Source organism: Streptococcus oralis subsp. oralis, assembly GCF_000960035.1.
GTDB classification, from domain to species: domain Bacteria; phylum Bacillota; class Bacilli; order Lactobacillales; family Streptococcaceae; genus Streptococcus; species Streptococcus oralis_G.
Window position 1 is genome coordinate 1 of the sequence record NZ_JYGR01000001.1, and the last position, 13,066, is coordinate 13,066.

Here is a 13,066-nt window from a genome sequence, read left to right on the forward strand (position 1 = left end):
CAGTAGTTAAGCCCTAGAACGCCGGAAGTAGTTGGGGGTTGCCCCCTGTGAGATATGGAAGTCGCTTAGCTCGAGGGAGTTTAGCTCAGCTGGGAGAGCATCTGCCTTACAAGCAGAGGGTCAGCGGTTCGATCCCGTTAACTCCCATTTTAGCGGGTGTAGTTTAGTGGTAAAACTACAGCCTTCCAAGCTGTTGTCGCGAGTTCGATTCTCGTCACCCGCTTTGAACTTTGTTCAATTACCAAGTTTTTTAAACTTGGGCGCGTAGCTCAGGTGGTTAGAGCGCACGCCTGATAAGCGTGAGGTCGGTGGTTCGAGTCCACTCGTGCCCATTTATAAATATGGTCCGTTGGTCAAGGGGTTAAGACACCGCCTTTTCACGGCGGTAACACGGGTTCGAATCCCGTACGGACTATTTATTGGAGGATTACCCAAGTCCGGCTGAAGGGAACGGTCTTGAAAACCGTCAGGCGTGTAAAAGCGTGCGTGGGTTCGAATCCCACATCCTCCTTTTTATATTAACGCGGGATGGAGCAGCTCGGTAGCTCGTCGGGCTCATAACCCGAAGGTCGTAGGTTCAAATCCTGCTCCCGCAATTTGGCTCGGTAGCTCAGTTGGTAGAGCAATGGATTGAAGCTCCATGTGTCGGCGGTTCGATTCCGTCTCGCGCCATATTTTATTTATAACTTGGAAGGGTAGCGAAGAGGCTAAACGCGGCGGACTGTAAATCCGCTCCTTCGGGTTCGGGGGTTCGAATCCCTCCCCTTCCATTACTTTAGTTACGGGCATAGTTTAAAGGTAGAACTAAGGTCTCCAAAACCTTCAGTGTGGGTTCAATTCCTACTGCCCGTGTTAATATGATTATGGCGGGTGTGGTGAAGTGGTTAACACACCAGATTGTGGCTCTGGCATGCGTGGGTTCGATCCCCATCACTCGCCTATTTTATATTATTGGGGTATAGCCAAGCGGTAAGGCAAGGGACTTTGACTCCCTCATGCGTTGGTTCGAATCCAGCTACCCCAGTTACTATTTGCCGGCGTGGCGGAATTGGCAGACGCGCTGGACTCAAAATCCAGTGTCCGCAAGGACGTGCCGGTTCGACCCCGGCCGCCGGTATAGTAATAAAGACAAGGTTTTCGGACCTTGTTTTTTGATTTAGTGAAGATTTTGATATTTTTTCTTTAAGTACAGATAACTGATGAAACATCTTTTTCTTCTTATTCTAGTCATTTTTAGTGTATTTTTGGTATAATATTACTTATTCACAATTTATTTTGATTATGAAAGAGTTTGGTGATTAATGTCTCGGTCTGTTGAATTACTAAAGAAACGTTACTTAAAGAATATAAAAGAGAACCCAGATTTATTTATTGGAATTGAGTTAGAATATCCTATTGTAAATTTAGAGGGTAAAGCTACAGATGGTGAAGTTGTTAAGGATCTCTTTCGGTATTTACCATCAGTACTGGGCTTAACTATCGAAAAAGTGGATGATTTTGGGAATCCAATTCAGTTGCTTGATCCAGTCAGCCAAGATACGATCTTGTTTGAGGTTGCTTATACGACGATTGAGTTTGCATTCGGAAAGGCCGAATCTATCCAAGAGGTAGAAGAACGCTTTAACTTCTATATGGCTACGATTCAGAATAAGTTGGGTGAAGCTAATCATGCTATTGTTGGCTGCGGCATTCATCCCAACTGGGATAAAAATGAGAATTGTCCAGTAGCTTATCCCCGCTATCAGATGTTGATGGATTATCTGAATTTGAGTAGAAATGTAACTAAATCAGATTTACATCATTTCCCTGAGTATGGTGCCTTTATCTGTGGAAGTCAGGTTCAACTAGATGTTTCAAGCTCCAACTACCTGCGTGTTATTAATGCTTTTACACAAATTGAAGCTGCTAAAGCTTATTTGTTTGCCAATTCTGAGTTTTCAGGGGCAGATTGGGATACCAAAATTTCGAGAGATATTTTTTGGGAAGAATCCATGCATGGTATCTATCCAGAGAATGTAGGTGTCAATACTAGACTATTTAAAGATGAGGATGATTTTTTTAACTATCTAAATCATTCTGCGATTTTTACTGCGGAACGTGATGGGCAGACCTATTATTTTTATCCGATTCAGGCTAGGGACTATTTGGCTACACCTGAAATCCAAGCATTTACCCTTAATGGGGATGAGGTGTTAATTCATCCTCAGGAGGAGGATTTCCAAACCCATCGTAGTTACCAGTACCAAGACTTAACGACTCGAGGGACTATTGAATTTCGTAGTGTGTGTACGCAACCTCTAGATAGAACTTTTGCTTCTGCTGCCTTTCATTTGGGCTTGTTGGTTCATTTAGACAAGCTTGAAGCTTACTTGCGAACTGCTCCATTTTTTACCACAGCTGGTCGTGATTACAAGTCTTTAAGGCGACAATTTTCTAAGAAAAAACTTACAGATGAAGAAGAAGCTGCGGTTCTCGAGTTTTCTAAAGACTTACTCACCCTTGCTGAGGAGGGGCTGGAGAAAAGAGATAAGCAAGAAATGGTTTATTTAGAGCCTTTGAAGAAAGAATTGGGATTATAATTTCTCTTATAAAGGGAGAATTTTCTGAAAAATCATGATATAATGGAAGAGACTATAGATAAAGGATAGAGATTCATGACATTAGTTTATCAATCAACGCGCGATGCGAACAATACAGTAACTGCCAGCCAAGCTATTTTGCAAGGTTTGGCGACGGATGGTGGTCTGTTTACACCACTTACTTATCCAAAGGTTGATTTGGACTTTGAAACATTAAAAGATGCTTCTTACCAAGAAGTGGCTAAATTAGTTTTATCAGCATTTTTAGATGACTTTACGGCTGAGGAGTTGGACTACTGTATCAACAATGCCTATGATAGCAAGTTTGATACTCCAGCGATTGCGCCATTGGTGAAACTGGATGGGCAATACAACTTGGAATTGTTCCATGGTTCAACAATTGCCTTTAAGGATATGGCCTTGTCTATCTTGCCATACTTTATGACGACAGCCGCTAAAAAGCATGGTTTAGAGAACAAGATTGTCATTTTGACAGCGACATCTGGTGATACTGGAAAAGCTGCTATGGCAGGATTTGCCGATGTGCCTGGTACTGAGATTATCGTTTTTTATCCAAAAGACGGTGTCAGCAAGGTACAAGAGTTGCAAATGACTACTCAGACTGGCGACAATACTCATGTTATCGCTATTGATGGAAACTTTGATGATGCGCAAACAAATGTGAAACATATGTTTAACGATGTAGCTCTTCGTGAAAAGTTGGCTGCCAATAAACTGCAATTTTCATCAGCTAACTCTATGAACATTGGTCGTTTGGTACCACAGATTGTTTATTATGTTTATGCCTACGCTCAGTTGGTCAAGTCTGGTGAGATTGTGGCTGGTGAAAAGGTCAACTTCACAGTACCAACAGGAAACTTTGGAAATATTTTGGCTGCCTTTTATGCTAAACAAATCGGTCTTCCAGTTGGCAAATTAATCTGTGCTTCAAATGACAACAATGTTTTGACAGACTTCTTCAAGACACGTGTTTACGACAAGAAACGTGAATTTAAAGTGACAACTAGTCCATCTATGGATATCCTGGTATCTTCAAACTTGGAGCGTTTGATTTTCCATCTTTTGGGGAATGATGCGGTTAAGACTGCTGAACTCATGAATGCCTTGAGTACACAAGGACAATATGAATTGACAGACTTTGATGCAGCGATTCTGGAACTCTTTGCAGCTGAATATGCAACTGAGGAAGAAACTGCGACAGAAATCAAGCGTGTTTATGATACAGATACCTATATTGAGGATCCACATACGGCGGTTGCCTCAGCTGTTTATAGAAAATACCAAGTGGCTACTGGCGATGCGACTAAGACAGTGATTGCTTCAACAGCTAGTCCATACAAGTTCCCAGTGGTTGCAGTAGAAGCTGTAACAGGAAAAGCAGGCTTGACTGACTTTGAAGCCTTGGCTCAATTACATGACATTTCAGGAGTGGCAGTGCCACCAGCGGTTGATGGCCTTGAAACAGCTCCAGTTTGTCATAAAACAACAGTGGCAGCTGCTGATATGCAAGCAGCGGTTGAGGCTTATCTAGGACTTTAAGACAGAGGGAGTAAACTCGGTTGGGAAACCAACTGAGTTTCTTTTCATCAGGAGGAAGGATTGTTTAAGAAAAATAAAGACATTCTTAATATTGCATTGCCAGCTATGGGTGAAAACTTTTTGCAGATGCTCATGGGAATGGTGGACAGTTACTTGGTCGCTCACTTGGGCTTAATCGCCATTTCAGGTGTTTCAGTGGCTGGCAATATTATCACGATTTATCAGGCGATTTTTATCGCTCTGGGAGCTGCTATTTCCAGCGTTATTTCAAAAAGTTTGGGGCAGAAAGATCAGTCCAAGTTGGCTTATCACGTGACAGAGGCTCTCAAGATAACCCTATTGCTGAGTGCACTTTTAGGCGCCTTATCGCTCTTTGCTGGGCAAGAGATGATAGGACTTTTGGGAACTGAGCAGGAGGTGGCTGAGAGTGGTGGGCTCTACCTATCTTTGGTGGGTGGATCGATTGTTCTCTTGGGCTTGATGACGAGTCTAGGTGCCTTAATTCGTGCAACGCATAATCCACGTCTGCCTCTCTATGTTAGTCTTTTATCCAATGCCTTGAATATTCTTTTTTCAAGTCTAGCTATTTTTGTCCTTGATATGGGCATAGCGGGTGTTGCTTGGGGGACTATCTTGTCTCGCTTAGTTGGTCTTGTGATTTTGTGGTCGCAATTAAAGCTGCCTTTTGAGAAACCGACTTTTGGTTTAGATAAGGAACTATTGACTTTGGCTTTGCCAGCGGCAGGAGAACGTCTCATGATGCGAACTGGAGATGTAGTGATCATTGCCTTGGTTGTTTCTTTTGGGACGGAGGCAGTAGCGGGGAATGCAGTCGGAGAAGTCTTGACCCAGTTTAACTATATGCCTGCCTTTGGCGTCGCTACGGCGACGGTCATGCAGGTAGCTCGAGCAGTTGGAGAGGATAACTGGGAAAGAGTAGATGATTTGAGCAAGCAAACCTTTTGGCTTTCCCTGCTTCTCATGTTGCCCTTAACTCTCAGTATCTATGCCTTGGGGACACCATTGACTCATCTCTATACGACGGACCCTGTAGCAGTCGAAGCGAGCGTTTTGGTGGCGCTGTTCTCTCTACTAGGAACCCCCATGGCGACAGGGACAGTTATTTATACGGCAGTTTGGCAGGGCTTGGGAAATGCTCGCCTCCCCTTTTATGCGACAAGTATTGGGATGTGGTGTATCCGCATTGGCACAGCTTATCTGATGGGGATTGTTCTTGGTTGGAGCTTGCCTGGTATTTGGGCAGGGACTCTCTTGGATAATGGTTTTCGCTGGTTATTTCTACGTTACCGTTATCAGCGTTATATGAGCTTGAAAGGATAGGAAATGCAAAAAACAGCATTTATTTGGGATTTAGACGGGACTTTATTGGACTCTTACGAAGCGATTTTGTCAGGGATTAAGGAGACCTTTGCTCAGTTTTCTATTCCTTATGATAAGGAGAAAGTGAGAGAGTTTATCCTCAAGTTTTCTGTGCAGGATTTGCTGGAGCAGGTGGCAGAAGAGAGAAACCTGGATGCGGAAGTGCTCAATCAGGTACGTGCCCAGAGCTTGGCTGAGAAAAATGCCCAGGTAGTTTTGATGCCAGGTGCGCGTGAAGTGCTAGCTTGGGCAGACCAAGCAGGGATTCAGCAGTTTGTCTATACTCATAAGGGGGACAATGCTTTTACCATTCTCAGAGACTTGGGGTTGGAATCTTATTTCAAAGAGATTTTAACCAGTCAGAGTGGCTTTGCGCGCAAGCCCAGTCCAGAAGCGGCGACCTATCTGCTAGACAAGTATGAGTTGGATTCTGAGAACACCTACTATATAGGAGACCGGACTTTGGATGTGGAATTTGCCAAGAATAGCGGTATTCAAAGCATCAACTTTTTAGAGTCTTCTTTTGAAGGCAATCACATGATTCGAGCACTAGCAGATATTCCTCATATTTTTGAGAGTAAGTAACGAGAAGATTGTGTCAGTTGTGTGACAGAGACCTAACAAACTATTTCAAGTAATCGAGTTTGTTACAAGGAATAGACAGTTCTATTAAATAGGCCCGAGAAGGCTTTTTTTTCAGCTTTTTTTGTGTTATGATAGACAGGTACTCATTTGAAAGGAATATGAACGAATGAAGAAAAGAATGATTTTAGCCTCAACAGTAGCCTTGTCATTTGCCCCAGTATTGGCAACTCAAGCAGAAGAAGTCCTTTGGACTGCACGTAGTGTTGAGCAAATTCAAAACGATTTGACTAAAACGGACAACAAAACAAGCTATACAGTACAGTATGGTGATACCTTGAGCACCATTGCAGAAGCCTTGGGTGTAGATGTCACAGTTCTTGCAAATTTGAACAAAATCACCAATATGGACTTGATTTTCCCAGATACTGTCCTCACTACAACTGTCAATGAGGCAGAAGAGGTAACGGAAGTTGAAATCCAAACTCCTCAAGCAGATGCTAGTGAAGAAGTGACGACTGCGACAGCTGATTTGACAACCAATCAAGTGACAGTCGATGAACAAACAGTTCAAGTAGAAGACCTTTCTCAACCAATTGAGGAAGCTCCAACTGCAACCGAGACGGAAAAACCAGCAGAAGTAGCGCCAAGTTCAGAAGTTTCTGAGACAGCGACAGTTGCTGAAGAGACACCATCTACAGAAACATCTGTAGCTGAAGAAACAGCTGAAACGACTCTAGCGGAAGCACCAGTAGCAGAAACAACTCGCCCAGTTGAAGAAGAAGCTCCACAAGCAACAACTCCAGCAGAAGCCCCAGTAGCAGCTGCTCCAGCAACTGAAACGCCTGCTGATACAACAGGAACAAGTGCAACAGAAGAAACAGCAGCATCAACAGCAACTTCTGATACTGCAACTTCGACTTATCAAGCAGAGCAAAGCCAAACTCCTTCAAGAACTTATTCAGCTCCAGCAGCTCCTGACTATGCAGGACTTGCTGTAGCTAAGTCTGAGAATGCTGGTCTTCAACCGCAAACAGCAGCCTTTAAGGAAGAAATCGCCAACTTGTTTGGCATCACATCTTTTAGTGGTTACCGTCCTGGAGACAGTGGCGACCATGGTAAAGGTTTGGCCATCGACTTCATGGTTCCAGTGAGTTCAGCACTCGGGGATCAAATTGCAGAATATGCAGTCAAAAATATGGCTAGCCGTGGTATCAACTATATCATCTGGAAGCAACGTTTCTACGCTCCATATGATAGTAAATATGGACCAGCCTACACGTGGAATCCAATGCCGGATCGTGGTAGTGTGACCGAAAACCACTATGACCACGTTCACGTATCAATGAACTAATCATTAAAATGGAAGTTGGGAACTGATTGAGTTCCCGCTTCTTTTTTTGTGTCATTCCTTTAGGATAAACAAGAAGATTCTTCTGAAGCAAGGTGGGCCTGCTATTTTGACTCTGCTGAGTATGTTACTTTTGAAATAAGAAAACCAGCGTCCTGAAGACGCTGGTTTTTGTATGCTCTTATCCATTTCGACGTTTACGGGCTAGTAGGACTCTGTAAAAGAAGATGTGATTGTTTTGGATATAGGGAAGGATTGAGAAGCTAGCAATTCCAAAAGTGAGCCAGTTGAGGAAGTACCAAGGGAGTAGTTGTAGATCGAGAACAAAGCGTTGAAATTTGTAACCCTTCATCAAGAAACGGCTGGTTTTCAGGATTTGACGGGGTTTAGCCTGTCCTAAATCCAGAGTGTCGCAGAGGAGGAATTCTACCTGCGAGTAGGCATAATGTTGTGGAACGTAGAGGATGTTCCCTACAATCATCAAGATGAGACTCGCGAAAAAGTAGAGGCCAAAGGTCATAAGGAATTGCTCTGTTTCAACTGATGAGAGGTCTAATTTTGGAAATTCAGGATGTAGGGCGACAAATCTCCGAGCTAAGAGATTGCTATAAAAGAGAAAATAAACGCCTACTAAGTTTGGAATGCTCCATAAAAAGAGGTAGAAACGTTTGAGGAGCAGAGTTAGGAAGGTTTGCGAGAAGCGCTCTTCAGCAAAGAGGGTCAGGCTTGATTTTACTGAGAGTTTTGTATCAGGATCCTTGAGGAGTCGGAGTGTCGCAAAGGCAGCACCTGCTAGAAAAATCGTGCTCACAAAAGAAACCACTAGTGGGAAGAGATAGGCTTGGAGCACTTGTGCCAGCATGCTGAAAAAGGATTGCTCTAAAACACTTTCTTGGAGACGAGTCAAGGGGTTAAGAAAGCCTGATAAGATGACCAGTATGCTAGGTAAGAGATAGACGAGAAATAGGCGGGGATTTTCAGCCTGAAATTGCCTCGTCTGCAGACGAATGGTTTTTAAATCAATTTTTGGGTATTTCATTCTCTCATTATACCATAGTTCGTGACAGTTCCTGGTTTTTTTGATAAAATCATACAGTATGCCTTTGGGCATAAAGTATGAACTGGGACTGTCTTTCCCAGCTTCGGAGGTAGAAAATGTCAGATTCACCAATCAAATACCGTTTGATTAAGAAAGAAAAACACACGGGAGCTCGTCTGGGAGAAATCATCACCCCTCATGGCACTTTCCCGACACCTATGTTTATGCCGGTTGGGACCCAAGCTACTGTAAAAACCCAGTCACCAGAAGAGTTGAAGGAGATGGGATCAGGAATTATCCTCTCTAATACTTATCATCTATGGCTTCGCCCAGGAGATGAACTCATCGCACGCGCAGGTGGTCTCCACAAGTTCATGAATTGGGACCAACCAATCTTGACGGATAGTGGTGGTTTCCAGGTTTATTCCCTAGCTGATAGCCGAAATATCACCGAAGAAGGAGTAACCTTTAAAAACCATCTCAATGGTTCCAAGATGTTCCTATCGCCAGAAAAGGCCATCTCCATTCAGAACAATCTAGGCTCCGACATCATGATGTCTTTTGATGAATGTCCTCAGTTTTACCAACCTTATGACTACGTTAAGAAATCAATCGAACGTACCAGCCGTTGGGCTGAGCGTGGTTTGAAGGCTCATCGTCGTCCGCATGACCAAGGCTTGTTCGGAATTGTACAGGGGGCAGGATTTGAAGATTTGCGCCGCCAATCAGCGCATGATCTTGTCAGCATGGACTTCCCAGGTTACTCTATAGGTGGTTTGGCAGTGGGAGAAACGCACGAAGAAATGAATGCCGTCTTGGACTTTACAACCCAACTGCTTCCTGAAAACAAACCTCGCTATTTGATGGGTGTGGGAGCGCCAGATAGCTTGATTGATGGGGTGATTCGTGGGGTGGATATGTTTGACTGTGTCTTACCGACTCGTATCGCTCGTAACGGAACTTGTATGACCAGTCAAGGTCGTTTGGTTGTCAAAAATGCCCAGTTTGCTGAGGACTTTACGCCACTGGATCCTGAGTGTGATTGCTACACATGTAAGAACTATACACGCGCCTACCTTCGTCACCTGCTCAAGGCTGATGAAACCTTCGGTATCCGCTTGACTAGTTACCACAATCTCTACTTCTTGCTCAACCTGATGAAGCAAGTGCGTCAAGCCATTATGGATGACAATCTCTTGGAATTTCGTGAGTATTTTGTGGAAAAATATGGCTACAACAAGTCAGGGCGCAATTTCTAAAGTGTAAAAATAGAATGCCAAAATCCTAAGTTTTCTCTTAGGATTTTTCCTATTTTTTTGATAGAATAGGGAGTATAATGGAATGGAAATTAGGCGGTGTTTTGCTCCCTAATTTAATGGAGAATAGACTCGTATGCGTATTAAATGGTTTTCCTTGATTAGGATTACAGGTTTACTTTTGGTGCTTTTGTACCACTTCTTTCAAACGATCTTTCCTGGAGGATTCTTTGGGGTAGATGTCTTTTTCACTTTTTCAGGATTTTTGATCACCTCCCTCCTTTTAGAGGAATTTGGGAAGGCACGCCAGATTGATTTGCTGGGCTTTTTTAAGAGACGGTTTTATCGTATCGTACCACCTGTGGTGCTGATGGTTTTGGTGACCATGCCCTTTACTTTCTTGGTTCGTCAAGACTATGTTGCTGGAATTGGTGGCCAGATTGCTGGAGTTCTCGGTTTTATGACCAACTTCTACGAAATGTTAACAGGGGGAAGTTATGAATCTCAGTTCATTCAGCATCTCTTTGTTCACAACTGGAGTCTAGCTGTTGAGGTTCACTACTATATCCTTTGGGGCTTAGCGGTTTGGTTTTTATCGAAACGTTCAAAATCTAGTAGTCAATTGAGAGGGATCGTCTTTCTCCTTTCTGCGGGAGCTTTTATCATTAGCTTTTTCTCTATGTTTATTGGTAGTCTAATGGCTAGTTCCTATTCATCTATCTACTTTTCAAGTTTGACCCATGTCTATCCCTTCTTTTTAGGAAGTATTTTGGCGACGGTTGTGGGTGTTCGTCAGACGAGCGATTTAGTCAAGCAGTTTGACCGGATGTGGGATCTTCGTCAGAATTTACTGGTGTTTGCTGCGGGGCTTTTGGTGCTAGTGCTCTTGACCTTCTTTGTCAAGTTCACCTACCTGTTCGCTTACTTATTTGGCTTCTTGCTAGCGAGTTTAGCGGCAGTGACTATGATTTTTGCTGCGCGTGTCTTGCATGAGAAAACACCTGAGATACAAGAACCTCGGATCATTACATTTTTAGCGGATACCAGCTACGCGGTTTATCTCTTCCACTGGCCTTTTTATATTATCTTTTCTCAGTTGATGAGTAATCTGCCTGCTGTTATTCTGACAATCATCTTTTCTTATTTCTTTGCTATTCTATCCTTCTATATTATTGAGCCATTGATTGCTGGTAAATCCAATCCTTTAATACGGAAGATTAGTCGATTGCCTCATATTAAACCAATTAGTGCTGGTGCTGCTGGCATTCTTACCCTGATTGCCTTGATTATCATAGCTGTGGCTCCTCAAGTTGGAGCTTTTGAGACAGACTTGATGGTCAATGGTTTCAAACAAGCCCAGACCAATATAGGACAAACAAAGACTCTTGCTGAACAAGCTGAACTGAGTCGTCTAGGAATTTCTGAGGGAACAAGCCTAATAGGAGATTCGGTAGCCTTGCGTGCCAATACAGCCTTACAAGAGGCGCTTCCTGAAGCGAATATCAATGCCCAAGTTAGTCGAACGACCAAGCAAGCCAATGACATCATGCTCAATAATAGTCAGAATAAGGCACTATTAAAAACAGTTGTCATTGCAACGGGAGTCAACAATCCTGAAGGTTATAAGAATGATTTGGACAGCATCGTGAACAATCTACCAAAAGGACACCATCTGGTATTGGTGACACCTTATGAGGGAGACAAGAGCAAGGATACTTATACATCAGTGGAGCAGTATGCGGCTTATGCACGGGAATTAGCTGAAAAGAATCCTTACGTGAGCATCGCTGACTGGAATAAGGTTGCTAAGGAGCACCCTGAAATCTGGGCTGGAACCGACCAAGTCCACTTTGGGAATGATAGCAACATGATTGAAGAAGGTGCTAAACTTTACGCAGAAACGATTGCAGCTGCTGTTAAGGCTGCTCAAGAACTGCCTGTAAAATCAAAATAAAATTAAAGAGTTGGAGAAATCCAGCTCTTTTAAAATATCCACGAAAAATAGGTCTATACCATTTACAAATGAAAAAGAAAGGTTTATAATGTAATTGACATAATAAATTCTAGAATCAATCTATCAAGGAGGTTATCATTATGCCTAATTATATTAAAGCGGATCAGTTTTTCTACCCACACGGAGTTCGTCGTGGCGGTTACTTGGAACTTGTGGATGGCAAGTTTGGTAAACATGTAGAACAGATTCCTGAAGGAGCTGAGGTGATTGACTATACAGGTTATAGCATTGCCCCTGGACTTGTGGATACCCACATTCATGGATTTGGTGGTGTGGATGTCATGGACAATAACATCGAAGGAACCCTTCATACCATGAGTGAAGGCTTGCTTAGCACGGGTGTTACCAGCTTCTTGCCAACGACGTTGACTTCCTCTTACGAGCAGTTGCTTGCGGTAACTGAAAATATCGGCGCTCGTTACCAGGAGGCAAGTGGAGCCAAGATTCGTGGAATCTATTTTGAAGGGCCATATTTCACAGAGAAATACAAGGGAGCTCAAAACCCTGCCTATATGAAGGACCCCCGCATGGATGAGTTTCGTGCTTGGCAAAAAGCAGCTAATGGCCTGCTCAATAAAATCGCCCTTGCGCCAGAACGCGAAGGTGTAGAAGACTTTGTTCGTACGATTACGGGTGAAGGAGTGACTGTTGCTCTTGGACACTCCAATGCGACTTTTGATGAAGCTAAAAAAGCAGTCGATGCTGGAGCGAGTGTTTGGGTACATGCCTACAATGGAATGCGTGGGTTGACTCACCGTGAGCTAGGTATGGTGGGAGCCATGTATGAGTTGCCACATACCTATGCAGAGTTGATCTGTGACGGTCACCACGTAGATCCAAAGGCCTGTGATATTTTGCTCAAGCAAAAGGGAACTGAAAATATCGCCCTTATCACAGACTGTATGACAGCGGGTGGATTGGAAGACGGCGACTACATGTTGGGAGAATTCCCGGTAGTAGTTGCTAATGGAACTGCTCGCCTCAAATCTACAGGAAATTTGGCAGGTTCAATCCTCAAACTCAAAGATGGTTTGAAAAATGTGGTCGAATGGGGCATTGCGAATCCGCATGAAGCAGTCATGATGGCCAGCCTCAACCCAGCAAAATCTGTTCATATCGATGATGTCTGTGGTCAAATCCGTGAAGGTTATGACGCTGACTTTATCGTACTGGATAAAGACTTGGAATTGGTAGCAACCTACCTAGATGGTGTGAAACGTTATCAAGCCTAAGAAGATAAAAATAGGGGTCAATAAAGGACTCCTATTTTTATGATAGGCTGTAAAGGTATTTAAAGAAGTCTTC

The 13,066-nt window shown here is 43.4% G+C and carries 9 protein-coding genes and 12 tRNA genes; 20 read left to right on the top strand and 1 reads right to left on the bottom strand.

Translation table 11 applies throughout. The features are described 5' to 3' along the window. The first annotated feature begins 74 nt into the window (after positions 1–74). The 17 genes from TZ92_RS00005 (at position 75) to TZ92_RS00085 (ending at position 7,455) form a co-directional block, all read left to right on the top strand. Positions 75–147 (top strand) — tRNA-Val (locus TZ92_RS00005). 5 nt (positions 148–152) lie between these two features. Further along, a tRNA-Gly gene (locus tag TZ92_RS00010) sits at positions 153–223 on the top strand. Between the two features lie 35 nt (positions 224–258). Then, positions 259–332, top strand: a tRNA-Ile gene (locus tag TZ92_RS00015). An 11-nt stretch (positions 333–343) separates the two neighbouring features. Next, positions 344–415 (top strand) — tRNA-Glu (locus TZ92_RS00020). Positions 416–421: 6 nt separating this feature from the next. Further along, positions 422–511 (top strand) — tRNA-Ser (locus TZ92_RS00025). A gap of 11 nt (positions 512–522) precedes the next feature. Then, positions 523–596: transfer RNA gene (locus TZ92_RS00030), tRNA-Met, on the top strand. A 3-nt stretch (positions 597–599) separates the two neighbouring features. After that, a tRNA-Phe gene (locus TZ92_RS00035) sits at positions 600–672 on the top strand. Between the two features lie 17 nt (positions 673–689). Further along, a tRNA-Tyr gene (locus TZ92_RS00040) sits at positions 690–770 on the top strand. A gap of 11 nt (positions 771–781) precedes the next feature. After that, a tRNA-Trp gene (locus tag TZ92_RS00045) sits at positions 782–852 on the top strand. Positions 853–866: 14 nt separating this feature from the next. Then, a tRNA-His gene (locus TZ92_RS00050) sits at positions 867–939 on the top strand. A 13-nt stretch (positions 940–952) separates the two neighbouring features. Then, a tRNA-Gln gene (locus TZ92_RS00055) sits at positions 953–1,024 on the top strand. A 9-nt stretch (positions 1,025–1,033) separates the two neighbouring features. Then, positions 1,034–1,117: transfer RNA gene (locus TZ92_RS00060), tRNA-Leu, on the top strand. Positions 1,118–1,301: 184 nt separating this feature from the next. Then, positions 1,302–2,579, top strand: a complete 1,278-nt coding sequence (locus tag TZ92_RS00065) for a glutamate-cysteine ligase family protein (RefSeq protein ID WP_033629228.1) — start codon at positions 1,302–1,304, stop codon at positions 2,577–2,579. Positions 2,580–2,654: 75 nt separating this feature from the next. Further along, positions 2,655–4,139: a threonine synthase gene (gene thrC, locus TZ92_RS00070; protein WP_033629229.1), complete on the top strand. Its 1,485-nt coding sequence runs from the start codon at positions 2,655–2,657 to the stop codon at positions 4,137–4,139. A gap of 60 nt (positions 4,140–4,199) precedes the next feature. After that, positions 4,200–5,480 (top strand): MATE family efflux transporter, encoded by a 1,281-nt coding sequence (locus tag TZ92_RS00075; protein WP_033629231.1) that lies wholly within the window; start codon positions 4,200–4,202, stop codon positions 5,478–5,480. A gap of 3 nt (positions 5,481–5,483) precedes the next feature. Continuing rightward, positions 5,484–6,104, top strand: a complete 621-nt coding sequence (locus TZ92_RS00080) for an HAD family hydrolase (RefSeq protein ID WP_033629232.1) — start codon at positions 5,484–5,486, stop codon at positions 6,102–6,104. Between the two features lie 166 nt (positions 6,105–6,270). Further along, positions 6,271–7,455 carry a LysM peptidoglycan-binding domain-containing protein gene (locus tag TZ92_RS00085; RefSeq protein WP_033629233.1) on the top strand — a complete coding sequence of 395 codons (1,185 nt, stop codon included), beginning with the start codon at positions 6,271–6,273 and terminating at the stop codon, positions 7,453–7,455. A gap of 178 nt (positions 7,456–7,633) precedes the next feature. On the opposite strand, the gene TZ92_RS00090 is transcribed toward TZ92_RS00085, so the two are convergent. Next, a complete protein-coding gene (locus TZ92_RS00090; protein ID WP_033629234.1) occupies positions 7,634–8,491 on the bottom strand; it encodes a DUF975 family protein in 858 nt (285 codons plus the stop codon). 116 nt (positions 8,492–8,607) lie between these two features. On the opposite strand from TZ92_RS00090, the gene tgt reads away from it, so the two are divergent. From tgt to nagA, 3 genes are all read left to right on the top strand, one after another. Next, the gene (gene tgt, locus TZ92_RS00095) at positions 8,608–9,750 is read left to right on the top strand and encodes a tRNA guanosine(34) transglycosylase Tgt (RefSeq protein WP_001285237.1); all 1,143 of its coding nucleotides are present in this window, start codon (positions 8,608–8,610) and stop codon (positions 9,748–9,750) included. Positions 9,751–9,883: 133 nt separating this feature from the next. After that, complete coding sequence (locus TZ92_RS00100; protein ID WP_033629235.1) at positions 9,884–11,701, top strand: acyltransferase family protein; 1,818 nt, start codon at positions 9,884–9,886, stop codon at positions 11,699–11,701. A gap of 140 nt (positions 11,702–11,841) precedes the next feature. Beyond that, positions 11,842–12,993 (top strand): N-acetylglucosamine-6-phosphate deacetylase, encoded by a 1,152-nt coding sequence (gene nagA / locus TZ92_RS00105; RefSeq protein WP_001134442.1) that lies wholly within the window; start codon positions 11,842–11,844, stop codon positions 12,991–12,993. Positions 12,994–13,066: the final 73 nt, after the last annotated feature.